At 45.1% G+C, this 25,970-nt stretch carries 20 protein-coding genes; 5 read left to right on the top strand and 15 right to left on the bottom strand.

Annotated features, from left to right (window positions below):
- Positions 1 to 60: 60 nt before the first annotated feature.
- The 6 genes from FHS57_RS04910 to FHS57_RS04935 all read right to left on the bottom strand — a co-directional run bounded on the left by FHS57_RS04910 (position 61) and on the right by FHS57_RS04935 (position 6,893).
- Positions 61 to 585 (bottom strand): hypothetical protein, encoded by a 525-nt coding sequence (locus tag FHS57_RS04910; RefSeq protein ID WP_183971789.1) that lies wholly within the window; start codon positions 583 to 585, stop codon positions 61 to 63.
- A gap of 31 nt (positions 586 to 616) precedes the next feature.
- On the bottom strand, positions 617 to 1,087 hold the full coding sequence (locus FHS57_RS04915) for a hypothetical protein (protein ID WP_183971790.1): 471 nt from the start codon (positions 1,085 to 1,087) through the stop codon (positions 617 to 619).
- Between the two features lie 16 nt (positions 1,088 to 1,103).
- Positions 1,104 to 2,255, bottom strand: coding sequence for a hypothetical protein (locus tag FHS57_RS04920; protein ID WP_183971791.1), 1,152 nt, complete (start codon positions 2,253 to 2,255; stop codon positions 1,104 to 1,106).
- A gap of 145 nt (positions 2,256 to 2,400) precedes the next feature.
- Positions 2,401 to 3,039 carry a response regulator gene (locus tag FHS57_RS04925; RefSeq protein WP_183971792.1) on the bottom strand — a complete coding sequence of 213 codons (639 nt, stop codon included), beginning with the start codon at positions 3,037 to 3,039 and terminating at the stop codon, positions 2,401 to 2,403.
- Between the two features lie 64 nt (positions 3,040 to 3,103).
- Positions 3,104 to 5,308, bottom strand: coding sequence for a tetratricopeptide repeat-containing sensor histidine kinase (locus tag FHS57_RS04930; RefSeq protein ID WP_183971793.1), 2,205 nt, complete (start codon positions 5,306 to 5,308; stop codon positions 3,104 to 3,106).
- A 139-nt stretch (positions 5,309 to 5,447) separates the two neighbouring features.
- Positions 5,448 to 6,893, bottom strand: coding sequence for a sulfatase (locus FHS57_RS04935; RefSeq protein WP_183971794.1), 1,446 nt, complete (start codon positions 6,891 to 6,893; stop codon positions 5,448 to 5,450).
- Positions 6,894 to 7,112: 219 nt separating this feature from the next.
- On the opposite strand from FHS57_RS04935, the gene FHS57_RS04940 reads away from it, so the two are divergent.
- Together FHS57_RS04940 and FHS57_RS04945 are read left to right on the top strand one after the other, a co-directional pair.
- Complete coding sequence (locus FHS57_RS04940; protein WP_183971795.1) at positions 7,113 to 9,230, top strand: alpha-amylase family protein; 2,118 nt, start codon at positions 7,113 to 7,115, stop codon at positions 9,228 to 9,230.
- Positions 9,231 to 9,313: 83 nt separating this feature from the next.
- The gene (locus FHS57_RS04945; RefSeq protein ID WP_183971796.1) at positions 9,314 to 10,843 is read left to right on the top strand and encodes a sulfatase family protein; all 1,530 of its coding nucleotides are present in this window, start codon (positions 9,314 to 9,316) and stop codon (positions 10,841 to 10,843) included.
- 51 nt (positions 10,844 to 10,894) lie between these two features.
- Here FHS57_RS04945 and FHS57_RS04950 read toward each other — a convergent pair whose 3' ends face one another.
- From FHS57_RS04950 to FHS57_RS04990, 9 genes are all read right to left on the bottom strand, one after another.
- Positions 10,895 to 13,234 carry a TonB-dependent receptor gene (locus FHS57_RS04950; RefSeq protein WP_183971797.1) on the bottom strand — a complete coding sequence of 780 codons (2,340 nt, stop codon included), beginning with the start codon at positions 13,232 to 13,234 and terminating at the stop codon, positions 10,895 to 10,897.
- Positions 13,235 to 13,312: 78 nt separating this feature from the next.
- The gene (locus tag FHS57_RS04955; protein WP_221225552.1) at positions 13,313 to 14,083 is read right to left on the bottom strand and encodes a LuxR C-terminal-related transcriptional regulator; all 771 of its coding nucleotides are present in this window, start codon (positions 14,081 to 14,083) and stop codon (positions 13,313 to 13,315) included.
- 33 nt (positions 14,084 to 14,116) lie between these two features.
- Positions 14,117 to 14,944 carry a hypothetical protein gene (locus FHS57_RS04960; RefSeq protein WP_183971798.1) on the bottom strand — a complete coding sequence of 276 codons (828 nt, stop codon included), beginning with the start codon at positions 14,942 to 14,944 and terminating at the stop codon, positions 14,117 to 14,119.
- Positions 14,945 to 14,946: 2 nt separating this feature from the next.
- Positions 14,947 to 15,444: a hypothetical protein gene (locus FHS57_RS04965; RefSeq protein WP_183971799.1), complete on the bottom strand. Its 498-nt coding sequence runs from the start codon at positions 15,442 to 15,444 to the stop codon at positions 14,947 to 14,949.
- Positions 15,445 to 15,628: 184 nt separating this feature from the next.
- A complete protein-coding gene (locus FHS57_RS04970; protein ID WP_183971800.1) occupies positions 15,629 to 17,035 on the bottom strand; it encodes an NAD(P)(+) transhydrogenase (Re/Si-specific) subunit beta in 1,407 nt (468 codons plus the stop codon).
- Between the two features lie 12 nt (positions 17,036 to 17,047).
- Positions 17,048 to 17,356 (bottom strand): NAD(P) transhydrogenase subunit alpha part 2, encoded by a 309-nt coding sequence (locus tag FHS57_RS04975; RefSeq protein WP_028527091.1) that lies wholly within the window; start codon positions 17,354 to 17,356, stop codon positions 17,048 to 17,050.
- A 15-nt stretch (positions 17,357 to 17,371) separates the two neighbouring features.
- Positions 17,372 to 18,499, bottom strand: coding sequence for a Re/Si-specific NAD(P)(+) transhydrogenase subunit alpha (locus tag FHS57_RS04980; RefSeq protein ID WP_183971801.1), 1,128 nt, complete (start codon positions 18,497 to 18,499; stop codon positions 17,372 to 17,374).
- Positions 18,500 to 18,682: 183 nt separating this feature from the next.
- The gene (locus tag FHS57_RS04985) at positions 18,683 to 21,115 is read right to left on the bottom strand and encodes an outer membrane beta-barrel family protein (RefSeq protein ID WP_183971802.1); all 2,433 of its coding nucleotides are present in this window, start codon (positions 21,113 to 21,115) and stop codon (positions 18,683 to 18,685) included.
- 27 nt (positions 21,116 to 21,142) lie between these two features.
- The gene (locus FHS57_RS04990; RefSeq protein WP_183971803.1) at positions 21,143 to 22,561 is read right to left on the bottom strand and encodes a S41 family peptidase; all 1,419 of its coding nucleotides are present in this window, start codon (positions 22,559 to 22,561) and stop codon (positions 21,143 to 21,145) included.
- Between the two features lie 395 nt (positions 22,562 to 22,956).
- On the opposite strand from FHS57_RS04990, the gene FHS57_RS04995 reads away from it, so the two are divergent.
- Genes FHS57_RS04995 through FHS57_RS05005 form a run of 3 tightly spaced genes read left to right on the top strand, consistent with a single transcriptional unit; the run spans position 22,957 to position 25,899 of the window.
- Positions 22,957 to 24,102 carry a sensor histidine kinase gene (locus FHS57_RS04995; RefSeq protein WP_183971804.1) on the top strand — a complete coding sequence of 382 codons (1,146 nt, stop codon included), beginning with the start codon at positions 22,957 to 22,959 and terminating at the stop codon, positions 24,100 to 24,102.
- The gene (locus tag FHS57_RS05000) at positions 24,074 to 25,126 is read left to right on the top strand and encodes a sensor histidine kinase (RefSeq protein WP_183971805.1); all 1,053 of its coding nucleotides are present in this window, start codon (positions 24,074 to 24,076) and stop codon (positions 25,124 to 25,126) included. Before FHS57_RS04995 ends, FHS57_RS05000 begins: the two co-directional genes overlap by 29 nt.
- Positions 25,123 to 25,899 carry a LytR/AlgR family response regulator transcription factor gene (locus FHS57_RS05005; RefSeq protein ID WP_183971806.1) on the top strand — a complete coding sequence of 259 codons (777 nt, stop codon included), beginning with the start codon at positions 25,123 to 25,125 and terminating at the stop codon, positions 25,897 to 25,899. Before FHS57_RS05000 ends, FHS57_RS05005 begins: the two co-directional genes overlap by 4 nt.
- Positions 25,900 to 25,970: the final 71 nt, after the last annotated feature.

Here is a 25,970-nt window from a genome sequence, read left to right on the forward strand (position 1 = left end):
GTTATCAACAAAAAAGCGCCGAGGTGGTTTCCTCGACGCTTTTTGCAAGGCTGAGTCGCCTTAGTCTCGCGGATGTTTCGTCATCGAATTGTTAGACGCCTTCGAATCGTCATTTTTTGTATTATTATCACTCAAAATATCTGGCTCATATACAATAATTGCCTTGTACTGAGGAGGAAATTCATCGCTTGGCTTGAAGGCGGGGCGCTCGTACGAAAAACTAAAAGAGGCATTTGCATTGAGGTTTTGAAAGGGAAATAGCTTTACCATTTTTCGATTTGTGCTGCTATATTCCTCCCAAAGCTGAACATTTTGCTGGTTGCTTCCGCTTTCATAATTCATTAAACCCAAGTTTTTGACGGTGACTGTAACACGAATTTTGTCGCCTGTATTAAGTTTTAGAAATGAAAAACGGATGTCATCAATGGCAGGGTCAATAGTACCTAAGCGACCTGAATTGGCTCCCCGAATCACCGCAGCGGAGGGGTCGGCGAGTTTAGGCTGAATTTGGCTCGTTTGAGAAAACACTACAGAAGAAACTGCCAAAAGTGTTATGAGAATGCAAGAAAAAAATGAAGGCTTCATGGAAGTAGTTGTTATTAAAAGTAAAGAAAATTCAGGAACGAGGAGCTAACACGCGCGGCTTAACAGTGAAGCGAATCGAACGGCTGCAATTTCCATCACGCCCTGTGACTGACCTCCCCGTTGCCATCAACATGACATCGTAGGTTTCGTTTACATTTCGAAAAGTATATCGAAATTCGTTGCTCGTAGAAGTCTGATTGTAAAGCACTTCATTCCGACCATTGGTAATGTACAGTGAGAAATGCCCCTGACAACCCGAACGCACTGGCAGTGTAGGTATAATAAATTGTACGGGTTGTGTGGGGCTGGGCGGCAATTCTAAATCTCGTGAAATCATGACGCCAACAGTGCCATAAATTGCCTTAGAACCCAGCATAAAGTTGGAGGTAACAGCCTCAGAAAAGCAGCGACAAATACGGCTATCGGGCGACTGAGCTACGGCCTGGTTGTTTTCTAAAAACAACCCTACTACGGCACAAACGAGGGTGATAAGATATTTCATGTCTGATTATGGAGCTTTAGCGAAAAGTAGCTTCAAAAGGGCGATTATTTCCATCAAATCGTACCAACGGGCGGCCTGTCTGGGCAAATACAACACGCTCTTGGTCACTGCTTTTGGCTACCACCCGAAGCAAATCGACGTTCCAATTATCTCCTCCTATTCCTCCTCCAAAAGTAGTTTGGAGCATCACACATTTGATTTGACTCAATGGAGCTGCACGGCGAAGGGTCAGCGGTACATTTTCGGTATAATTGTCCATCCAACGGACATTTTTATTGATATTGGCATACACATCCGTTGACCCATCGGCATATTTTACAATCACATTGACATTGTCATTACCGCCACGCAAGTCGTCGCCACCTGTGCCTATTTCAATCAGTAATTGGCGTACCAATCCATCGTTGGCCAAGGGGGTGGGAGAAATGACAGGTGGACGCACAGTGGTATATTTTTTATCTACGAAGTACGTGAGCCACTTATTCGCTGGACGTTCTTGATAGTAGTAATTTTGGGCGGTAACATTGACGCGCAGCGTCTGTGTTTCGTTCGGATAATTGGGATCATAGATAAAGATTTTAAAATCTTCTTTATTATCGCCCAAATCCCCTTTGTAACGTCCCAAATCATACCCTATAGCCAAGACCTGATGGTGAGGGCCTACCCCGCCATTTCCGCTTTTAAATAACCCTAGTGGAACTGGGCTTCCTGAGCGCATCATTTCGACCAATTCTTGTATCCTGCCACCATTGGTTCCTTGCAGCCCCCAGTTAAAAAATTCATTTGTACGCCAGCCGAATGGATTAAAAATCAGTTCGGCCCACTTATCGGAATTTGAGCTACCGTTGACGTTGAGTAAAGTAGAGTTATTTTGTCTCGCCAAAATATACTGTTGCAAAGTTGTACCCGAAGCAGGGCGGTGGGTTTGGGCTGGAATAGGCTGGTTGTTTTTGTAATAATCGAGTGCCGAATAAACCATCCCTCCGCACAGACCTCCAAAACGAGGGCCATTAAGACCCGCAATTTGAATCTGGGTTTGAAATTCGTTGGAAAACTTAAAACCATGCTTGATGGGGTCAAACGTAGTGCGTCTCTCTTGAGCGTGAACTCTTGCTGTCATGATTACAAGTCCTAATACGAGCGATAATAATGTTGTTAGCTTTTTCATGATAATCAATAAGTTATGTTGAATTGATGGGTCAAAGGTAGTGGGTCAACGCACGCTCGTCAATTACCCTTTTGGGTGATTTTTAAAACCAAAAAGCCGCCGAGGATAAGTTCCCCGACGGCTTTTTAGCATAAGTTTATATATGTTAAACGGCTACAATTTTTTCTTTGAGGGCTTTGGCCACAGCCTCCGTTCCGCACGACACGTGGAGTTTGGTATAAATGTTTTTGAGATGTTTTTTAACGGTATCTAATGAAATAAAGCACTCAGCAGCAATCATTTTGTAGCCGTTGCCTTTGATGAGTAATTGTAAAATTTCTTTTTCACGCTCCGACAAATTGTAGTCTGGCGCTGGTTTTGACGCCTGTCGGAAGTAGTGAAAAATCTTGTTGGCTACTTGAGGACTCATGGGCGAGCCCCCTTCCATTGCTTCTTGCAAAGCAGCCATGAGGCGCGCGGGAGGCGTATGTTTGAGTAAATATCCATCAGCACCTGCACAAATACACTCAAAAATTTGCTCATCGTCATCAAACACCGTAAACATGATGATTTTGGTGGCTGGGCGTACTGCTTTGATAGCTTTAAGACCTTCAACCCCACTACGTCCAGGCATATCGATATCCATAATGACCAAATCGGGCTCATGCAAGAGGACTTCTTCTGCCGCACGCAAGCAGTTTTCAAACGCAGCTTTGACGCTAAAAAACATTCCATCGTTCAAAAGTAATTGGAGCGACTGGCGAAGTTGGTTGTTATCTTCAAAGATGAGGAGTGAGGTTGCCATTTCACAAAATTAGTGGATGTTAATGGGTTTGTAAAGTACCCTTTTGGGTGATTTTTGTTTGCGGTTATACTTCCATGGTAAGCTCAATTGAGGTACCTCTGTGCGGTTGAGAAGAAATCATAAACTTACTTTTGAGCAAGTCGGCACGGTGCTGCATGTTGTTAAGGCCATTTCCTTTACGAATGGTATTCATCTCAAATCCAATTCCATTGTCTTCTATTCGCAAATGCAACACATTTCCTATCACGGCAAGCTTTATCTGCGCCTTGGTGGCCTTTGAATATTTCACTAAATTGTTGATGGCCTCTTTATATACCAAATAAAAGTCTCGCCGCTTGTCCATCGGAAGTTTAAAGTGACTCACGTCTTCTGGGAATTCCAATTGGTAAAGAATCGAAGCTCCATCGAGCATATCAGCGGCGTAGCGGCGCATCCGAACCAACAAGTTTTGAATATCGTCATATTGTGGATTAATGTTCCACACAATATCTCCCAAACTTTCGCTGATTTGTTGGATACTTTCCCCTGCTTGCTGAAGGTATTCTTGGGCCTGAGTTGGAACAGAAAGTGTACGTTTGGTTAGTTCATTTAAAATATTAACGTTGGTCAGTGATGAGCCTATTTCATCATGCAAGTCTTTTGAAATGGTGTTTCTGACGGCCAGAAGCGCTTCTTTTTCTTGGAGTTTTTTGCGAAGCTGATAACGGTTAAATAAAATCCAGGCAAGCAACATCGACAGCAGCACCAGCCCTGCTCCCACCATCTGAATCATCTGTTGGCGTTGAAGCTGCCGTTCTTTCAATTCTTTATCTTTTTGGCTAAGTTCCAATCGCTGACGAGCCAACTGAAGTTCTTGTTCCTTGTTTTTAGTAATCAAAAGTTGTTTTTCAAATAACTCCTTTTGTCGAGAAAAAATGGCATCTCGGAGCTTTTGTTGCTGGGTAAGGAGTTGAATTTTATCTTCTTTCCGTTGGGCTTCCAGTTTATCCCCCACAATAATCGCCTTTTGTTTTTCTATTTCTAGCTGACGAATGAGTTTTTCGGTATTCAGCTTGGCTATTTCAAAATCCTTCCGTTCCGATTCATATTTTACCTGCAAATCTGAAATATTCTTTTTTAACTGTATGCCCTCTAAGCTATCTTTTAGTGCGTGGTATTGGGCCGAATGTAGGTACGCATTTTTAAAATCGTTGACCTTGGCAAAGTAGGAAGACTGGCTCAAATATACATCGCGCAAAATATCTTTTCGTTGAAGCGAATCAGCCAATCGCTCAGCCTCTCTATAATACCGAACCATCTGATCATTATGCTGCATTTTTGCGCAAATTTCGGCAGCAATACGGCTTTTAGCCGCCGCACTAGCCAAGTCGTTGGTAGCTCGGCTTAAAGCAATCGACTGCTCAATCGCCTCTAGCGCTTCTGGGTATTTTTGCTGACGTTCAAGCAACAAGGCCAAATTTTGGTATGCTTGCACTAGGTGCTTTTTTTGCCCATTGATAGTTGCATATTTGACAGATTTTTGACGATAAACTGTCGCCGAATCTAGCTGGTTGTAAGCTGAATACATGGTACTCAAGTTACCTGTTACCGTAGCCAAACCCAAAACATTGTTATTTTTTGCGTGAACTCGCAAGGCTTCTTTGGCGTACTTGATAGCCTCCTCTTTGTTCTCAAGTCGATAGAAAGCATTGGCAAGATTGCCTGCCGAATTAGCCCAGCCATGCAAATCCCCGAGCTGTTCGTGCAGTTTCATGGCTTTAAAGTACCAATTTGCTTCTTGTTCGCGCTGGTTTTGTTTTCCTGCCAATACCCCCAAATCATTGTACAATACCGCCGTATAGTTCGAAGTTTGTTTGTCAAAATAAGTAGTAAGCGCCTTTTGAAAAAACTGTTCTGCTACGGGTAAATCATTGTTATACATCCAATATTTACCCTGTTGTAACTCTGCCAATGCAAGCATGAAGGGGTCATTGAGTTGTGTGGCTATGCGGGTTCCTATCTGCCAATATTGCCGCACATCGGTATTGGGCGTGTGTTCTACCAATAAAAAAGCGATTTTTAAATTAGCCCAACCTTCACCGCGCAACATCGCTGTTTGTTGGCTCAAAGACAACGCCTGCTTTGCCAAAAGTAATGCTTGAGACACCTCCTCAGCCGCGTCTGCGGCATTGAGTAATCCATAAATATTGAGCGAATCTGCTTTGGTATAGCGCTGTGCATTTAGTACCAATGAAAATGTAAGCCACCAAGACAACCAAAGGTATTTCATAGGAGAAGGGGCTTTACCATGAGCTCTAAACAAAGTTAACAAAAATCCATGCATGTTCAACACTTAACGAGGTTTTGAGAAACCTCGGTTTTCGGTTAGGAGTAACCGAAAACACTTGCTTTGGGTAGCCGAAAACACCTTACAGCCGGTTTTCACCTTTCCAAGCTGTAATGGAATTTCGAAAGGGTTTCTCCGAATCATAATTGGGGTTAGGCGACGGAAATCTTGCCCCCGTCTCCGACTGCCAACGCTGGAGTTTTTTTCGTAATTGCGCTGCCAATTGGGGTTTTTCAGTCACAAGGTTATGCTGCTCCGATACGTCGTCACGAACGTTGTACAACTCCCAACGGTTTTCGCCCAAAAACTCAATCAATTTGTAGTCTCCTGCCATCACTGCCCCCGTAGGCGGGCGTTGCGGCGTATGATAATGGGGATAATGCCAGTACAATGTGCGCGTTTCTTTGGGAGATTTCCCTTTCAATGTCGGTACAAAACTCCGTCCATCCACGTCTTTTTTCTTCGCCAATTGCGCCAATTCGAGGAGCGTAGGCACATAATCAATACTAGCGACCACGTCTTGCGGCGTAGAACGCGGCTGAGTTACGGCAGGATAACGCACCAGCAACGGTACTCGAATCCCGCCTTCGTAATAAAAGCCTTTTCCTTCGCGCAGGGGTGCATTTCCATCGACCTCCACCAGCCCACCGTTGTCCGACGTAAACACCACAATTGTATTGTCGCGCATTCCCAACTCATCTAATTTTTTTAAGATTCGGCCTACACTTTCGTCCAAACTCTGAATCATGGCGGCATAGATGGGATTTGGCTTGCTGACTCCCAATGTCTTTTTCTTTTCCTCGTATTTTTTGACGTAATCGGGTTTCCCTTGCAGCGGGGTGTGTACTTGGTAGTAGCTCATATTGAGAAAAAACGGCTGTGGATTATTGGCGTGTTTTTCAATCAACTTCAGCGCATGGTCCGTCAAAAAATCGGTAAGATAATCGCCTTCTTTTCCACCTTCGGGAAGGAATTTGACGGAATAATCGGCGTTAGGCGTTACGTTTTTGTAGGGATAAAAATACGACCCAGGCTGCCCTTTTGAATGTCCTCCAATATTGACATCAAAACCCCGATTGTGCGGCCAAAACTCCTCGGTTTCTCCCAAATGCCACTTGCCAACGTGGTAGGTGGCGTATCCGTTTTTATGTAATAGTTCGGGCAAAATCTCTTCTTCTTTCGGCAATTCGTAACGCATTTTGGCCGTCTGAAACTTGGCATAAGGATACACCACCCCAGGAATCCAATCGGTGATTTGGAGGCGGGCGGGGTATTTTCCAGTCATGATGGACGCCCTCGTAGGCGAGCAAACCGCACAAGCAGCATAGGCTCGCTGAAACTGCGCTCCCTCGGCCGCCAACTGATTGAGATTGGGGGTTTCGTGAAACGTATTGCCGTAACATCCCAAATCGGCCCAACCGAGGTCGTCGGCCAACATAAAAACAATATTGGGCGCCTTACGTGGTGCTTGAAACGCGCACAAGGCCAGTAGCGAAAGGGCAATGCTTACCAAAAATAGCTTTTTCATAAATAGTTTGTAAAAACGACTAGGTCAGACGACAGTCAGACCGATATAAGATGACCGAGCTCATAAAGCGGTCTGATTATCATCTGACCGATAAACAACGCAATGGGCTATAACGCGGTCTGACTATCGTCTGACCGAATGCAGAATGCAATACATAAGCAAGAGTTAGGTAAACGTTACCCATAAAATGCTTTGAGAAATGATTAACCCCTCCTTTCAATGTTAAAATCAGTTACGTTTTGCCTGTTTTTTAGTTTGTGTAGTTGCCTGAGCTTTGCACAAAAAGCGAGCACATGGCCTGCCGATTTGCCTTGGTGGAAGCGCAATAACCTGCGCGTCATCCAAACCAACCTACCTGCTTACGAAGCCGCTACCCTCAATGCCGACTCACTGCTGAAAGATTTGGAAGCTTGTTCCGCCAATACACTACTTATCAATGCGGGTGGAATTATGGCGTTTTACCCCACCAAACTACCTTTCCATTACACCAACCCCTACATGAAGGGCAACATGCTAGGCGACGTTGTTGCCCGTTGTCATCAAAAAGGCATCAAGGTCATTGTTCGGTTTGATTTTAGTCGCGTTCACGAAAGCATTTTCAAAGCCCATCCCGACTGGTGCTATATTTCTCCCAAAGGCGAACGAATCATCAATACAGATATGTACGTGGTGTCCATCAATGCGCCTTACGTTCAGGAATGTGCTTTTAAAATCATCGAAGAGGTCATCGACAACTACCCCATCGACGGTATTTTTCTGAACATGCCAGGGTACCAAGTCAATAATCCGTACGAAGGCAAATACCACGGCATTGACCAAAACGAAGCGGATAAAAAGCGATTTGCGCAATACAGTAATGGCCTGTCGCTGCCCGTCGAGGAAAACAAAGCCGACCCCGTTTTTCAAAAATACCTCGCTTTCAAAAAATTCACGGTCGAAGATTGGTCGGAGCGGTTGCATACATTGGTAAAGTCGAAAAACGAGCAAATCGCCATTTGCACCTACATGGATCGTTTCGTGGACATCATTCGGCACGAGTCGCAAACCAACAGCTTGCCGTACTGGCCTTACTCAGCCTCCGACAACGTGGGCAATGCCATCAATTCGTTTCCCAACCACATCATTAGCAACAGTAGTATTCAGCAAATCTCGTTTCAGTCGCGCTACAACGCCGTGGAACCCGAGGAAGTATCCATTCGTTTGTACGAAAACATTGCCAATGGCTCTGGCCTCGACATCAGCATGATGGGCGACATGCGCGGCTACGAGGATGAGCGCAATTACGGAGTCATCAAAAAAATATACGCCCACCACAAAAAATACGAGCCTTATTTCGGAAACTATAAATCGGTGGCCAAAATAGCTGTGGTAGCCCCAGGCGCATGGCCCAGCGGCAATCCCATGCAAGAATACCGTGGCATTCAGCTCATGTTACGCGAAGCACATTTGCCTTTTGACATTATTGAAGACGCTCAAATTGAGCATTTAGCCGCCAAAATAAAGGGTTACAAAGTGGTGATTTTACCTGACATTACGTATTTGAGCAAAACCGCCATTGAGGCATTGAAAGAAGCAGTCAAACAGGGAGTTCAGCTCATTGCCACCAATCAAACGATGTTTGATAACCCAGCGGCTTTGCAAGAATTGTTTGGCGCAAAAATCATCAACAAAGACCACGAAGGCAGCGGCTTTTACCTTGCACCCGACAACAAAGAGGTTTTCAAACGTTTTGCCCAACAAAAAATGGTGTTTTGGAAATTTAACTTGGGACTGTACGACTTCTCGGGCACCGACCAACGACTATTACCTATTCTTTCCAAAGGCCGCCCTGGCCCGCCCGAAATCATTGGTGGTCACGACCCGACGGGGTATTTTGCGATGGGGATGAAACAACATGCACGGAGCAAAGCAGTGCTATTGCCCATCAACCTCGGTAAGCTTTATTACTTACATGGGTACGAAGAACACAAAAACATTCTCCTCGATGCCCTCAACCTCGTTTATCCCGAAGCAGGTGAATTAATACAAACCAATGCCCACGAACGCGTAGAGGTGATTTTGAAAGAATATACCAAAAACATACCCGGAAACAGAAATAAATCTGTTTCCGATGGCCTGATTTTGCACTTGGTGAATATTACTGGTTTTAGTGGAAATACGTATTTTGCTCCTCTGCCCATTGCTAACCTGAGTTTTCGGATTCAAACGCCGTTCAAACCTTCCAAGGTTTTTTCGATGGTAAACAAAGAACCCGTGGTGTATTCGTGGAAAAACGGGGTGCTCGAATTGAAGCTTTCTAAGTTGGCAGATTTTGAAGGAATTGTGATTGATAAGTAGCACGCTCGTGTCAAGGGTTGCTCACAACCCGCTCGAAAGAAACATAGAGCAAACTCGAAACTGTAAACACGAAACTGAAAAACATGAAAAAAACTTTCCTCACAACCATTGCCTTTGGGCTGACACTCGGCATGGGATTGTTGTCGTTTAAGCCCAAAGATAAACGCCCAAACATCCTGATTCTGTTTTCGGACGACCACGCCTTGCAAGCCATCAGCGCTTACGGCAGTCCCTACATCAAAACGCCTAACATCGACCGCTTGGCCAAAGAGGGGGCATTGTACCAAAATATGTTTTGTACCAACTCCCTCTGCGCCCCTAGCCGTGCTACGCTGCTGACGGGGAAATACAGCCACAAAAACGGCCACCGCGACAACCTCACAAAGTTTGACGCAGGCCAACCGATGTACCCAAAATACCTCCAAGCCGCTGGTTATCAAACGGGTTGGATTGGCAAATGGCACTTAGAAGCTACCCCTCAATACTTCGATTATTGGTCGGTGTTGCCTGGGCAAGGTGCTTATTACAACCCTGATTTTATCGAAATGGGAGGAAAAACGGTTCGCCAAGAAGGCTACGCTACCGATGTCATTACCGAAAAAGCGCTTCATTGGCTCGACCAAGACCGTGACCCTTCGAAGCCATTTTGTTTGGTGATTGGTCACAAATGTCCGCACCGAAATTGGCAACCTGACACCACCGATTTGCGGGCTTTTGACCACGTAAAATTCCCCCTTCCTAAGAGTTTTTACGATTCGTACGAAGGACGGATTGCCGCCAAGCGCCAAGACATGACCGTCACCAAAACCATGCGCTTGAAAGAAGACCTCAAAGTGGACGCGGGCAACGACCCTTTTGTGAAACGCATGAACCCCGCCCAACGCAAGGCGTGGCTCGCTTACTACGACCAAGTAACCGCCGATTTTAAGAAACAAAACCTGTCGGGACGGGCGCTTGATGAGTGGAAATACCAACGGTACATGCAAGATTATTTGGGCACCCTCCTTTCGCTCGACCGTAACGTGGGTAAAGTGCTTGATTATTTGGACAAAAAAGGCTTAACCGAAAATACCTTGGTGGTGTATTCGTCCGACCAAGGGTTTTATTTGGGCGAACACGGCTGGTTCGACAAGCGATTTATGTACGAAGAATCGCACCACATGCCAATGCTGATTCGGTATCCAAAACGCCTCAAAGCAGGCACCATCGACCGAGCTATTCATAACAATACCGACTTTGCCCCCACTATTTTACAAGAAGCAGGGCTGAGTGTTCCTACTGATATGCAAGGGCAGTCGTTTTTTAGCAAAAAAGCGCGCAAATCGACCTATTACCACTATTACGAATACCCCGCCGAACACAGCGTTCAAACGCACTTTGGCATCCGCACCGACCGCTATAAACTGATTCGCTTTTACAAAGACGGTGAGTTTTGGGAGTTGTACGACCTCCAAAAAGACCCCGAAGAGATGAATAATTTGTACGGCAAACCCGCCTATCAGAAGATTCAAAAACAGCTTACGGCCGACCTAAAACAACTCATTCGACAATACGACGATACTGACGCCGCTGCGATTTTGGCCAAAGACGAGGCAAGTCAATTGTCCAAATAAGCAATGTAATGGTTCGCGATAGCACGAGATGTTATTTCGTGCTATCGCCCTTTAAAATTCGATTTTATAGCTCAAATTGGGAATAACAATCGGGCTCAAATCCTTCTCAACTGCACGGGTTTGAAGGTTATAGCGAAACCCGTTAAAATCAGGCTGGGAAGTCAGGTTCAGAATTTTCAGCGCAATTTCGCGGGAGCTTTTACGCTTATTGAGTTTATAACTTGCCGTAAAATGCACATTGAGTGCGGGAGCCACTTGCATCGAAAATGCCTTCGTTTCGTCAAAAACCGCTTGTTTGGCTATTTCCGACGCCGCCTGATTAACGGGCGAATAACGGTTGCCTCCTTGGTACGTAAAGCGAGCGTTGAGGCTTAGCACATTTTGGTGTTCGTTGCCCAATTGCCATTCTTTTCCAAACAAGACATTAGCCACAAAATTTCGATTAAAGCGCGTGTTTCGCCACACGCCATCGCCACCTTTGTATTCAGACGAAAAAAGGGAGCCCGTCAGCAAGTAATAGTAGCCTTTGGATAGGTACTTTTCGAGGGTGATGTCCACCCCGTAATTTCTCCCTGCTCCTGTATTTTGCAACTTTTCGGCAAAAAACCAGTCATTTTGAACGTTGAGCAATGAAAAAGAGCTTCCCAACATCACGGGCACCGAAAACAACGATTGATAGTAGGGCTCCATGCGTAGATGAGCAACGTCCGAAATAGCCCAATCATAGCTTAACACTAAATGATGGGCTTTGGTAAAATCTAGGTTTTTATTGACCGCGGTTTCTCCCGTTGCCAATGAATTGTTAAAATAATAATTCAAACGCTCCAATCGGCTATGCAGCCCATAGGCCACTCCCACCGAGTGAGTGGGATTCCACTGGTAGCGGAATCCCACTCGGGGTTCAAGCGTGACGTGCTTGTTTAACGAAAAAAACTGGCTGTTAATACCTACATTCATGGAAAGCGAGCGGGACAGCTGAAACGAAGAACTGCTGTACGCCGACAATAAAGTACTAAACCCGCGTGCATCGACCAATGATTTTAGCGGGGCATCATTCCCTCCCTGCGCCTTGGCCAAGGCTAAATCATACTGCATTCCTGTGAGCAACATACCTGTTTTATTGGTATGTTTTGTACCAAAAGCTTTATTGATAAAAGAGGATAAAACAAACGTAGCATTGGCCACTGAAATGTTGCTTTTGGGTACCAAAGCCAAGGCAGACGTGAGGCGTTGTGTTCTCCAATCTGTGCCTGTTGTAGTGGCCGCGAGGGTGGTTTGGAGGTACGCACTATTCTTGAGCACCAATGTATGTTTTACCCCTACGGCTCCCATGTATTGCTCAATATCGTTTTGTTCTCTATCGTCGTCGTACTTCCATTGGGTGCTATCGGTTTTGGCTTTTGCGCCCGTTTTATCGGCCAGCCCAATCCCCCAAACCGAAAAAGTACCCGCTCGTTTGGTCGGAAAATTTAATTTAAAAGAGAAATCTTGAAACTTCAGGCCGCCGACATTTTCGGGTAAAATAGGCGTCAACAAGGCCAACGTCGAATAGCGGTAATTGAACAAGTAGGATGCTTTTCCTCCCTTTTTAAACGGCCCCTCCGACGAGGCGTCAATGCCAATAACCCCCGCCTGAAAGGTGTGTTCGTGCTTTTGGTTGTTTCCCTTTCGCATCGAAACGTCAAACACGCCCGACAAGGCATTGTTGTATTCGGCAGGAAAAGCACCCGTAAAAAAATCGGAATTGGCCAGCATTTGGCTGCTTAGCGCCGTCAAAGACCCACCCCCAAACGACTTCAAATCGCCAAAATGGTTGGGGTTAGGGATTTCAATTCCCTCCATTTTCCACTGCAAAAACTTGGGCGCATTGCCCCGTACGATGATTCCGTTATCGTCGGTGTTGCCAGCTACTCCTGCAAACGAAGACGCCAACCGCGAAGGGTCATCAAAGCCGCCCGCGTAGCGTTTGGCCTCCTCCACGCTTAGCATCCGCGCACTTACGGTAGCCATCGGGTTGAGGGGAAGTTCTTTGTTGACCTTAGGCCGTACTTCCACTTCAGCGAGCAATTGACTGGTTTCTTTTAATTGTATGGACAAAAATGTTTGTTTGGCCGAACTAACCACGGTTTCGCGCAGGAGCACAGGCTCATAACCCACACAAGACACGCTGAGGGTATAACGCCCAACGGGCACGTTGGAAAGGGTAAAATTGCCGAGTGAATCGGTGAGCACTCCCAGCAAAGGCGTAGTGGCAAGAACAGCCACGGAGGCGTACGGAATGGGGGTAAGAGTAGCGTCGTTGATGACTGTTCCGCGAATGGTTTGGCTAGGCTGGGCGGCAGATGTGAAGACTATGCCCCAAAAAAAGAGGATAGAAAATAAATATTTCATGGACTGTGCAGTGAGTGATTTGAGGACACAAAATTCCCTCAAATCACTTGCCAGCACAATACTGATTTATCAGTAGGTTTACTCCAAAAGCCCCCACTTGGAGGCAAATTTGACAGCCTCAAACGAATTATTGGCCCCTAATTTTTCCAAAAATCGTTGACGATGGGTGTTAACCGTATGCACACTGATGGAAAGTTTGTCCGAAATTTCTTTGCTTAAAAAACCTTCTTTGACCAACTTTAAAATCTCTAACTCTCTTTTGGTCAACTCCAATTCAGCTTTAGGGGGAGTATCAAAGGGAATAAAATGCCCCGTTCGGAAGTTCAATAGCTGGGACTTGACGGGTAGGTTTTCTTCTTGGTTGGGCGACACATCCACGATGCTGAGCATGAGCCAGATTTGCCCTTTGCGGTCCAATTCCAGCATTTGATACTGCTCAATAAGGCGAACGTACTTCTCCTCGGCGTTCAGCATTCGGTATTCATAAATGACCTTGTGGTTCAGTTTTTCATCGCTCGAAAACGCATTAAACATTTTCAGGATAGAAATCCCATTCAGAGCCAGTTGAACTTTATCTTCGGGATGAATTTTACCATCAAAAAACTGATGTCCTAAACCTTCGTAATCAGCAGGTGAATAGCCTAACAACTTACCATAGTTGGCTGAATAAAAGGCAATTTGCTTCTTATTTATATCAAAAATACTGATACCCGAATTTCCAATCTGGGAGAGCGTTTGTAAAGCCGACACGTGCGCAGGAAGGACGGTATAATCGAGGTCTTCTTCCCGATACTGATACTGCATCAAAAACGTAAAAAATATCTCTTGTATGCTATTTTGTTCCGACATGGTGGATAAAAGGGTTATTGTCTATATATAATTTCAGAATGACGGTGTACGCTCACTCAACTCATTGATGCAGTTTTCAAGTTCATTCACCCACTCAGGGTTTATAGTTGTATCGGCTCTAGCCGAATCCAAATTTTGCTGCAATAAAGGGATTAACTCTACTTTTTCGCTCGCAAGTACGGCCGTTAAAAGTAACGTTCCAAACTCTCCCTTCTCAAGTTCTTGGGCGATAATAGGCAAAACCCTGTCATCTCTGCGTTTGGCCAAACCTATGATAGCTTCATATCTTGTCTCCTGATATTTATCGGAAACTCTACGCCACAATGCCTTATTAATAGATTCACTATGTACTTCTATTTGCCTGCCGAGTCCAAAAGTTGACCAGTTTCGTATGTAGCTAATTTTGTCTGAGGACAATTTAATTAGGGTATCAACTGCCCTAAGATTAGTCAATCCGAGTAAAGCAAAAACCACTGCTTTTCGTACCTCTTTGTCTTTATGTTCTGCAAAAGATGAAACAATACCAACCTGAATATCATTTAGGTCGTCATTATTATGACCAATCGCGCAAAGCAATGACATTATTACTTTTGAATCCGTTTCTCTTAGAATTGTATCGAAGTATAATTGGAGAGTTGGCTGGAGAAATGGCCTCGGAGAAGGCCCTAATTGGGCTAAAATATCAATTCCTAGACACCTTTTATAAGAATCTGATGATTTGATAAATTCTTCACACTTGTTAAAAAGTTTTTCGGTCGGTCTTTTTCTTAGAATCACAATAGTCCCCCAACGAGCCTTCTCCGACTTATTCTGAGTTAGCCTCACTAACAACCGCTCATCACTCCAGTCTTCTTTACTCATTTCTATCCCCCCTTTAATTTCCCTAAAATAAAGTTAGCTATTTTACTCCCTGACTGACTCCCCAATATGATAAATTCTTTTTTCTTCTTGTCAGATGTTTCGACATAAACTTTGCCGTCGTGGGGATAATATCCCATACCCCACTTGTTCTTTGGATCATGGTAGACCTTTTTTATGTGAGCCAAGGGAAGTATAAAATTTGATTTATCATAGGCCAATACCTCTTCACTTTCCAGTTCACATTCTTGTATTTTATCTACATATTTAGCGCTCAAATACGAATAGGGGTTGCTTAAATCACCTTCTATCGCCATCATTTTTGTTACTTTTTTCGTCAAAATGTCGCCACCTCCCTCTACACTAACCAGCCCATTTACTTTTATTCCCAGCAATTTATCCTTCACAATTACTACCAGATAGGTTCTGTTTAGAATAAGATTGTAGTATTCCATAGCGACAAAATGGTTGTCTTCGGTAAATTCAAAGTCTTTAAATTTCATTATGCCTTTTTTTTCGATTGCTTTTTATTATAAAAATAACGGTATCCTGATTCTTCTAACATAATACCTGTTCAAGTTTTCGGCTACAGGCTGTTTTATCTTTTACCTACTAAAAGCAAAACGCTCAGGTTTCCCCAAGCGCCTTACCAATTTCGTACTTCGTCATTTCTTGATTCTACCTTTGCTAATCCATGCCTTTCAATTCAGTTACCACTTTGGTGATAGAATCTTTGGCGTCCCCAAACAACATCATACAGTTGGGGTAATAAAACAGTTCGTTGTCGATACCAGCGTAACCCGCCGCCATCGAACGCTTGCTGACAATCACCGTTTTGGCTTTGTCGGCGTTCAAAATGGGCATTCCGTAAATCGGGCTGGCGGGATTGCTGCGGGCTGCGGGGTTTACTACGTCGTTGGCGCCTACGACAAACACCACGTCGGTGGTCGCAAACTGGTCGTTGATTTCTTCCATTTCTACCAACTTATCGTAGGCTACGTTCGATTCTGCCAAAAGCACGTTCATGTGCCCAGGCATCCGTCCTGCCACGGGGTGAATCGCGTATTTTACCTCCACACCACGCTGTTCGAGCAAGGCTTCGAGTTCGTGAATTACGTGCTGCGCCTGCGCTACTGCCAAACCATAGCCTGGCACCACAATCACTTTTTGGGCGTAGTTCATCATAATCGCCACGTCAGAAGGCGTACTGCTTTTTACGGCCCCGCCCGTTGTGGCACTTCCTCCGCCAGCGGCAGCAGCGCTACCCCCGCCAAACGAGCCAAAAATCACGTTTGTAAGGGAACGGTTCATGGCATTACACATCAAAATCGTCAGCAACGTACCTGCCGAACCTACCAAAATCCCGCCCGTAAGCATCACTTGGTTATCGTACAAAAACCCACCGAAAGCCGCCGCCACTCCCGTAAAAGAGTTAAGAAGCGAAATCACCACTGGCATATCGGCGCCTCCAATTGGTAACACAAAAAGGACACCATAGGCCAACGACAACGCAAAAACGGTGTAAAGCAAAACCGCACTTGGATGCCCCAACGCAATGTAAACAGTCAGTCCTAACGTCGCTATCAACAACACCAAGGTAAGGATGTTTTGCGCAGGCAAGCGGAAGGTTTTTTTCATAATTTCCTGCAACTTGGCATAGGCGATGATACTTCCTGAGAACGACACGCTACCAATCACCAAGCCTGCTACAATCGTCAAAACCGTGGCGGGAGAAGCATCGTCGTGCAGGTGTCCAAATTCGACCAACGAAATAAGTGCTGCACAAGCGCCTCCCATTCCGTTGAAAAGGCTCACCATTTGCGGCATATCGGTCATTTTTACTTTTTTGGCCGAAATCCAACCGACGACTGTTCCGATGGCAATCCCCCCGAAAATCCAGCCGTAGTTGCCAATAGGCTCGCCGTCCTCGTTGGTATGCATAAAAATAGTACCCAAAATAGCAATCGCCATGCCTGCCGCTGCCAAGAAGTTGCCATTACGGGCAGTTTTGGGTCCCGAAAGCATTTTTAATCCTACGATAAAAAATACCGAGCCCAAAAGGTAAATAAGGTATAACCAATATTGTTGTATCATTTCAGTTGACGGTTACTTTTTCTTTTTAAACATTTCTAACATACGGTCGGTGACGACGAAACCACCCACAACGTTGAGTGTTCCGAGAATAACCGCCAAAAAGCCGAGTATCAACGCGGGCCAGTTACCCGCTTCGGCATGACCCATGACGATAATCGCCCCGATGATAACCACCCCGTGGATGGCATTGGCACCCGACATCAGCGGGGTATGCAGGGCGGAGGGTACTTTGGAAATCACCTCAATCCCCACAAAAATGGAGAGAATGAGGATGTAGATGAGTTGTATGTTTTCGCCAATAAATGTGATGATTGCGTCCATAGTTTGAAGATGACGTTATTTTAAAATTGATTTGGTAAAGGCGTGGACCAGCTGACCTTGGTGCGTGATGAGGCTTCCTTTGGTAATTTCCTCCTCCAGTTCCCACTTAAAACCATCTTTGTTGGCCAAATGCAATAGCAACGTACTGATGTTTTTGGCGTACAAGTCGCTGGCATTGGTCGCGAGTAGTGCGGGTAGATTTGACTCTCCAATAATCGTGACCCCATTTTTTACGACCGTCTGATTGGCTTCGCTCAAGGCACAGTTACCGCCCGATTCTACGGCCATATCGACAATCACACTGCCCGTTTTCATCGACTTCACCATTTCTTCCGTCACCAAAATGGGCGCTTTTTTACCCATCACCAAGGCCGTTGTGATGACGATGTCTGCGTCCTTGATGCGCTGTTTGATAAGGTCTTGTTGTTTTTGGAGAAACTCCGCCGACACTTCTTTGGCATACCCACCTTCCGACTTGTTGGCTTCCATGCCTTCGACGCTCAGAAACTTCCCACCCAGCGACTCCACTTGTTCTTTGGTTTCGGGGCGAACGTCGGTTACTTCCACCACCGCGCCAAGGCGTTTGGCCGTCGCGATGGCCTGTAATCCTGCCACCCCAGCGCCAAAAATCAGTACCCGCGAGGGTTTGATGGTTCCTGCGGCCGTCATCATCAGCGGAAAAATTTTACCCAGCGCGTTGGCTCCCAGCAATACCGCCTTGTAGCCCGCGAGGTTGGCCTGCGAGCTGAGCGCATCCATGCTTTGGGCTTTGGTCGTACGTGGAACGGCATCCATGCTAAAGGCTGAAATTTTCTTGGCATTGAGGGCTTGAACCAGTTCAGGCTGCGTGTAGGCGTACAGAAACGAAATGCTCACTGCGCCTTCGCGCATTTGAGCCACTTCTTCCAGCGTAGGAGCGTTGACTTTTAGAACGACATCGGCGTCGGCAAGGAGCGTTTTGACATCTGCTACCACTTGAGCGCCTGCTTTCTCGTAATCGGTGTTAAGTAAGGAAGATTTCTCGCCAGCATCATGTTGGACGGCGCAGGTAAAACCCGCTTTGAGAAGAGACTTAACAATGTCAGGTGTGACCGCAACCCGCTTTTCGTAGGTTTTGGTTTCTTTCAAAATAGCTATTTTCAAGGTTGAAGTAGTTTATTGGAATAAAACCCCAAAATATAGGACATTATCCACATAAACAATAAGATTCGCCAGTTTTCGGAAAATCTTTTTGTATCGACCAGCACTGGGCTAAAAATGGCAACGGCTACCTCTGCAAAGCACAAAGGCAGCCATTGAAAAAGAGACAATTAAAGTAACACAGCATTATTTACGAATCCGAGCCGCATCCTCACTTACCCCCGATTTTCGGCCCCGAGCTTGGTACTTCGACTTCCCAAAATTGTACGTCACCCGAAACGACGCATAGCGCTGCGGCTGCACGTTGGTAAACGTCATATCCGAATCATCCACTTTGATGTTTGCCCTAAAAATGCTCGTCCAAAAAATATCGTTGAGGTTCAGTTGCGTATTCCAGCGGTTATTGGCAAAGCTTTTTTGGACGCCTACATTCATTGCTCCCAACGAGCGCGCTCGGTAGAAACTAGCACGCTCGGGAACATTGTACCAACCTGATACTTCGAGCGTGTATCCTTTGGGCAACGTGAACATGTTGGACACCCAGAGCGAGGCCGATAGCCCAGCCACCGAATTGCTTTGGCCATTGAGGGTGACATTTTCGCCCCCGTAGGCCGTGCTGAGGTACATTTGATAGTTCCATTTGGGCAGTAACGTAGCCGAATGACTCACATCAAAAAATAGGCGATGGTTGTTGGCATTGACCTGTTGCCAAGTCGTAAGACGCGTAGTGGCATTGTACAATGGCAACTGAGTCACCCCGTTTTGGTTGTAGTTATAACCCGTGACCAACATGAGTTTTTTGTACGAATACGTCACCTCCGATACATTCCGAATACGAGGATACAAAAACGGGTTTCCCATCGCTACTGTATAAGGGTCGATGAAAAAAGGGAAAGGATTGAGCTGCCAAACAGTAGGCCGCGAAAGTTTGCGCGACGAACTCCATACCAAATTACTGTTGTCGTTGAGTTTATACTGCAATGTCAGGTTAGGTAAAATATTCCAATAGTTGCGGTTTACAATCGCTCCCAATGTGACGGATTCACCTTGGGTAACGGTATTTTCGGCCCGTAGCCCTGCCGTAAAACCTAGCTTTTTAAACTGCTTGCTCATTTGCATAAAAAACATCGTGATGTTTTCGTCAAATGTAAACTCATTACTTCGCCCAAAATCTCTACGAAAATCCGCTACTGTCAAAGGAGTCGAGCGAGACGCGTCCGTCCGAATGAGTGTATCGTAGTCAATTTTAGCAAGGTTTTTTACGTAATTCATTTTAAAACCTGCCTCCAATTTCCACTCTTTCCCCACAACATCCGTGTAAATCGCATTCAATGTCCTGAAAGTGGAATTAGCAAGTTGGTCATTGCGCTGCACCGATATACCCCGCACTTGTTCGTTGTTTCGCACAAATTCCGACACCATGTTCTGCGTTCCTGGTTTCTGACTACCTGCCACGGCCACCTCCACCATCAGTTCACGGCCTTTGTTATTTTTATACGTATAGCCCGCCAATCCCGTCAACGAGCGACTATTTTCCGTCATTTGGTTGTGACTCACCGTCAACGGTTGCTCATTTCCACGCAACACCGACTTATTTTCCGCATAGGTTGAGCTGGGAGCCCTGCCCACATCACCCGTAACTTTAAAATCAAAGCTATGATGCGGACTGACCACGTACTCTACCCCTGCCACTGCGTTGAAACTCTGGGTGGGGTTTTTGAGGTACGAATACGACTCAAACACATCTTTATTTCCTTCTTTTCCCATTACACGTCGGTCGGTCAGTTCTTGGTACCAATTGGATGAATTCCAGCCTGTATTCAGCGAAAACGCCATTTTTTGCGTTTTATACGTTAGGTTTCCACCCGCATCGCCCGTCGCAAAACGGTGTTGCAAATACGTCCCATAAATCGAACCCCGCCCGCCCAAGTTTTGATCACGTTTGAGCTTGATATTAATCACCGTCTGAAACGACGACTCGTACTTGGCAGGCGGCGTGGGCATGAGTTCAATCGTTTCGATTTGGTCGGGGGTCAGCGACTTGAGGTAGTTTTTTTCCTGCTCTTCGGTCATTCGTAGGTCTTTGCCGTCAATCAAAATTTTGGGCGATGTTCCTCTAAACGTAATTTTTCCGCTCATGTCCACCAACAACCCTGGCGAACGCCGCATTACTTCAAGGGCGTTGGTAGCGGTTTTGAACATTTTGCTGTCCACATTTACGATGATATTCCCCATTTTTTGTTCAAAAACAGGCTTAGTCCCCTTCACCACGACTTCGTTGAGCTGTTTTTGGTCGGCCTGTAAGAATAGCGTCCCTAGATCCAAGTCTCGTTGGTTTTCATTAATATGGATTGGAGCCGACACAAAACGCTGGTATTCAACGCTAGAAATGGCCAGCAAATAGTGTCCATCTGCGATATTTTGCAGCGTAAAACGCCCCAGTGTGTCCGTCACGCCCCCTTTTACGAGCGATGAATCTGACGATGATAGCAGCGCTACACTCGCAAACTCCACGCCTTTTTGGGTGCTCAATTCCACCGTGCGTCCTTTGATGCTTCCTTTGTTTTGGGCAAAGCATAGCCCGCTGACCAGGGTCAGTACAACGAAAAGATGTTTCATTACTGTTAAGAAAAAAGGGTTAAAACGCTATTTTGATTGCCAGTAATTTTGAACAAATTTTATCCAATCTTTTTCCGAGCTTGGAATCTGAACATCGGGCTGAAAACCAACGTTGTCGATGGGGGCATAATCGACCCAACCTGTGCGGGTGGTGGGCAAGCGTAATTCAAAGTTTTTGCACGGCAACTCGTGTTCACGCACATTACCATAGTCCATCATTCCGCCTGTATGGTTACCGAAGAGCGTCACTTTTTTACTTTGTTTGGCATAAAACACAAAGTACTCCGCGCTGCTGTAGCAGTTTTCATTCATTAGCACCGCCACTTTTTGGGGATACGGCAGCACCTCCCCGTACGACATCGTATCGGCAGGATATTCCACCATTTGTCCCACTTTTAATCGGTTTTTAGCCAGTGATTCCTGCCAAGGTTTTGCATCTTTGGCCGAAATCCACCCTTGAGTCAGCGCTCGGTCAATCATCGCTTCTTCCGCTTTTAAATTGTCGGGGGTACTTCTAAAATGTGAGTGAATATCTCGAAAAGTATTGGTATTGAGGTATTTTAAAATGGCAGGAAAAGACCCATTCATTCCGCCGAAGTTGTCACGAATATCTACAATCAAATGGGAGGAATTCCGTATCGTTGCATCGTGTGCCTTCAAGACACTATCTACCATTTCAAAGGAAATACCAAAGGAAGGAATTCGTACGTAAAAAGTTTGCTTATCAATCGCTTTTACATGAAACTCCTCCTCAGCCTGCTGTGCTTTAGCGAGCTCATCGGGGGTTGCCTTTTGCGGATATTGCCGTACCCAGTAGCCCGAATTAGGGACGTTGAGCAAGTTTCCTTCCAGCGGGAAGGTACGTTCAGACGAAGTGAGGTCGCCTGCCCAGTAAATTCCTTTATAAGGGCTTGGGCCACTAGCGGCGGCTTCAAATTTAACCATGCCTACTTGCCATTTTTTATTTTGAGCCGCCAACACCACCGCTGCCATTTTATCGGGTTGTTGTGGGTCACGCATGAGTGCCACGCGGTAACTACCATCCACGATTTCCCAGATGCCTTCCAAGGGGTGTAATTTGCCAACGTGGGCATCAAAGTAGCTTTTCGCTTGCTGCTCGTCGGTGCTGATGGTACGAATGGGAACCGTTACTTCGGGTGTATTAAAAGAAACCTGAAAATGCCCGTCTTTGAAAAAACGCTTGTACGCCCGTACCAATTGAAAACACTGTTTATCACCTGGCAAGTCACGGGCTGCCGTTCGCAAACTATCCAGTAATCGTTCGTACCGTGGTCGTGTTTGGGTAGTTACTTTGTCTTGAAAACCTGCATAGTTGGCTTCTGTTTTCTGGATATACGTAGCCAATACCGCCGAGCATTCACAGTTTTGGGCCATGCTTTCAGTTGCAAAAAGTAAGAAAATACAGAGAAAAAATCGGTTTGCCATACGCTTTGGTTTGTTTAGAAATCGTGGTTCAAAACTGCACGGATACGTTGTCGTTACCAAAGTTTTTTGACGAACCTCGCTTTCCTCTCGACGAAAACTCAACAAATGGGACGTTTAGGTTGCTTACGACCAAACCCTAATACGACGATTTCCTGCGGTTGTGAGCAACCGCAGGCACATGCGGGAGGTTACTCCTAACCGACCCAATTCGACGATTTCTGCGGTTGTGAGCAACCGCCCACACATAACCGCCCACACGTGCGGGAGGTTACTCCTAACCGACCCAATTCGGCGATTTCTGCGGTTGTGAGCAACCGCAGGCACATAACCACCGACACATATTGATAGAAACTAATGCACTTTGACGAAATTTGCCCAAATTTTTAGACGAACGTATGAATCGCCTCGACCAACCGAATCTACAACTATTTGATGTCGTTGAACAAGCCTTAGATTTCTATAATTCTAGGCTTTGGCTGCGTATTTTGGCACATCTGTGTTACATTTACTTGAGCTATACATTTCTTGCCAACGAGTTTTTCGTTGAAGACTTAAAATACGGCGTCCATTTTTATGTGTACTGGCTCACCAATTTAGCCGCTGCCTACGCCATTTTTTATTATTTATTTCCTACCTACTTCGTCACAGAACGCTACTCGTACTTTTTTTTACCCGTCGCTTTCTGGTACTTTACGGTCTTTAGCTATTTCACTCACGCGTTTCTTCAAGAAGTGTACAGCAACAATACCGTTGTTAGTTATTCGGCATCCAGAGAAGATAACCCTTTCCTTGCCTTTCTCGACGTCTATAGTCGATACGGTTTGTGGGGGCACTTTCGAAGCATATCGTTTGCGTTTGTCGTGTTTTTTGAATTCAAGTCTCATTTTGGACTCATTATTTTCGTAAAATCCGTCAAGTACTTTATTGAAAATATCATCAAGCAAAAACACCTCAATGACCTTAACCACGACCTCGAATCTCGGTTTTTGCAAAGTCAGCTTAATCCTCACTTTTTATTCAATTCGCTCAACAATATCTATGGGCTCATTCTAAACCAAAAGCCTACCACCACCGCCGCCATCAGCCAACTACAGAGCCTTTTGAAAGAATCTTTTGATGATTCTAAGGGCAATAACGTACCGCTACTTTCAGAAATTAATTACCTCAAAAACTACATCAGCCTCGAAAAAATCAGGCACGACCAAAACGTTCATATTGATTTTAAGGTGGACGAAAACACGGTGAATAAGCATTTCATTGCTCCTCGGGTTTTGTTACCTTTTGTCGAAAACGCCTTCAAACATGGCCTAAGCGACAACCTCAAATACGCCCAAATCGACATCCACATTTCCCTGAAAAACAACCAGTTGCATTTCTATATCTACAATTCAAAACCCGATTTAAAAGTATCGAAAACCAAAGTAGGTGGAATAGGCTTGGTCAATATCAAACGCCGCCTATCGCTTCTTTACCCCGACCATTCGCTCCAAATCCACGATAACCCAAACAGCTATGAAGTCCACCTTAGATTACCTTTATGATAAACGAGCAGGCATTTTTGAGTTCTTGTTTTGGCTTTTTTGGTTTTTCAACAATACCATTTACGTCGGCTCTACCACCAATATGTTCACGTCGGGTGCCTTGTTTTGGTCGTTCGGAAACATCATCGTTTTTTACATCACTTACCGATTGGCATTGTACTGTGTGCGTCGGCTGTTTGTGCACTATAAGTATGTCATTTATTTGTTTTTAGTATATGTGGTGGGACATTTAGTCAAAACGGTCGTCAACGAAATCATCTGGCAAATTGCGCTAAGCCACCTTGATTTTGGAACGTTCAACCAAGACTACCAAAAAATGATCAATATCGACGGAGGGGGACTACTGAAGCGCTTGTCCGATTTTTTGCTCAACCCTATTATATTTTTGATACAAGCCTCCCGTTGGTTGCCCATTTCCTTAAAGATAATGATAGACTTGGCCTTAGAGCAACGCAAAAACAATGCGCTGAATAAAAACAAAATGGACTTGGAGATAAAGCTTCTAAAATCGCAGATTAACCCTCAGTTTATCAATGAGTCGCTCGAAAACATCAAAAATGTGGTCAATACCGACCCTAAAAAGGCCGAACAAATGACCCTCAAACTTTCAAATATGATTCGCTATACTCTTTATGAAACGGATGTCGAGAAAGTAGCGCTTCAGAAGGAATTGGATTTTATGATTAATTACGTTGATTTGCAAGAAACGCGACTCGCAGACCACGTAAACGTCAATTTTCGGCTCAAAACCCATTTCCTCGACAGCCTGACGATTAGTCCATTACTAATTTTTCCCCTGTTAGAAAAAGCCTTTAAATGTATAAAATCCAACTGCGAGGTCGATATAAAAACGCAAGACGCGGTGTTAGAGGTAAAAATTGAGTCGGACTACGTTCCCGACTGCCAGCATTCGGGCATCGAAACTGTACAAAAAAGATTGGCGTTTTTGTACCCCAACAAGCATCGATTGAAGGTAATCGAAAATGAAGGAATGTATAAAGTTGATTTAAAACTTGAGCTATGAAAAATCTCCGTTGCATTATTGTTGAAGACGAGCCCATCGCCCAGGAAATCATCGAGACTTTTGTCAAACGGCTTCCTTTTTTAGAGCTTACGGGCAAGGCAAGCAACGCCTTTGAAGCCTATGAGCTTCTATCACAACACTCCATCGACTTGATTTTTTGCGATATTGAAATGCCCCAAATCTCAGGCTTGGAGTTTCTCAAATCGCTGTCGTATCGGCCACAAGTGATTATGACAACGGCTTTTCACCAGTATGCTCACGATGGGTTTGAACTGGATGTTACTGATTATCTGCTCAAACCCATCGCCTTTGAGCGTTTTCTAAGGGCCATCCAAAAAGTAAAAGAGCGGCGAGAGGCCAAAGAAATCCTCGAAAAACGCCGCAACGAACTACAAGAACCAGCACTGGAAACCGAAGCCAAAACTCCCCCAACGCCTCGCGGGGAAGACAACGGGATTTTTGTCAAAGAAGATGGGAATTTGGTCAAGGTTCTATTTGATGAAATTCAGTACGTAGAAGCAATGAAGGATTATGTTAAAATTTACCTCCGCGACCGTTTTATCGTGACGTACCTAACCATGAAAAAAATGGAAGAAAGCCTGCCAGAAAGCCTCTTTGTGCGGGTACACAAATCGTACATTGCCAGTTTGCCAAAAATCAAAAGCATCAGCGGCAATATGTTATCATTTCATTCGCATACGCAGATTCCGATTGGGATGCAATATCGGGATGGCTTATTGGCGAAATTAGAAGGGCAAATTGTTATTCGTTAACTAACCTCCCGAATGTTTATACTCTACGCAGGCGAACATTCGGGAGCTTAAGCACAAATTACATTCGTTAA

This window comes from Runella defluvii (assembly GCF_014195535.1).
GTDB lineage: Bacteria > Bacteroidota > Bacteroidia > Cytophagales > Spirosomataceae > Runella > Runella defluvii.

Bases quoted from the DNA above. Each gene is read 5' to 3' on its own strand.
- FHS57_RS04960 (WP_183971798.1), bottom strand. From the start codon at position 14,944: ATGAGTAAAGAAGACTGGAGTGATGAGCGGTTGTTAGTGAGGCTAACT.
- FHS57_RS04915 (WP_183971790.1), bottom strand. From the start codon at position 1,087: ATGAAATATCTTATCACCCTCGTTTGTGCCGTAGTAGGGTTGTTTTTA.
- FHS57_RS04940 (WP_183971795.1), top strand. From the start codon at position 7,113: ATGTTAAAATCAGTTACGTTTTGCCTGTTTTTTAGTTTGTGTAGTTGC.
- FHS57_RS04995 (WP_183971804.1), top strand. From the start codon at position 22,957: ATGAATCGCCTCGACCAACCGAATCTACAACTATTTGATGTCGTTGAA.
- FHS57_RS04985 (WP_183971802.1), bottom strand. From the start codon at position 21,115: ATGAAACATCTTTTCGTTGTACTGACCCTGGTCAGCGGGCTATGCTTT.
- FHS57_RS05000 (WP_183971805.1), top strand. From the start codon at position 24,074: ATGAAGTCCACCTTAGATTACCTTTATGATAAACGAGCAGGCATTTTT.
- FHS57_RS04950 (WP_183971797.1), bottom strand. From the start codon at position 13,234: ATGAAATATTTATTTTCTATCCTCTTTTTTTGGGGCATAGTCTTCACA.
- FHS57_RS04975 (WP_028527091.1), bottom strand. From the start codon at position 17,356: ATGGACGCAATCATCACATTTATTGGCGAAAACATACAACTCATCTAC.
- FHS57_RS04920 (WP_183971791.1), bottom strand. From the start codon at position 2,255: ATGAAAAAGCTAACAACATTATTATCGCTCGTATTAGGACTTGTAATC.
- FHS57_RS04965 (WP_183971799.1), bottom strand. From the start codon at position 15,444: ATGAAATTTAAAGACTTTGAATTTACCGAAGACAACCATTTTGTCGCT.
- FHS57_RS04945 (WP_183971796.1), top strand. From the start codon at position 9,314: ATGAAAAAAACTTTCCTCACAACCATTGCCTTTGGGCTGACACTCGGC.
- FHS57_RS04910 (WP_183971789.1), bottom strand. From the start codon at position 585: ATGAAGCCTTCATTTTTTTCTTGCATTCTCATAACACTTTTGGCAGTT.
- FHS57_RS04930 (WP_183971793.1), bottom strand. From the start codon at position 5,308: ATGAAATACCTTTGGTTGTCTTGGTGGCTTACATTTTCATTGGTACTA.
- FHS57_RS04955 (WP_221225552.1), bottom strand. From the start codon at position 14,083: ATGTCGGAACAAAATAGCATACAAGAGATATTTTTTACGTTTTTGATG.
- FHS57_RS05005 (WP_183971806.1), top strand. From the start codon at position 25,123: ATGAAAAATCTCCGTTGCATTATTGTTGAAGACGAGCCCATCGCCCAG.
- FHS57_RS04925 (WP_183971792.1), bottom strand. From the start codon at position 3,039: ATGGCAACCTCACTCCTCATCTTTGAAGATAACAACCAACTTCGCCAG.
- FHS57_RS04990 (WP_183971803.1), bottom strand. From the start codon at position 22,561: ATGGCAAACCGATTTTTTCTCTGTATTTTCTTACTTTTTGCAACTGAA.
- FHS57_RS04935 (WP_183971794.1), bottom strand. From the start codon at position 6,893: ATGAAAAAGCTATTTTTGGTAAGCATTGCCCTTTCGCTACTGGCCTTG.
- FHS57_RS04970 (WP_183971800.1), bottom strand. From the start codon at position 17,035: ATGATACAACAATATTGGTTATACCTTATTTACCTTTTGGGCTCGGTA.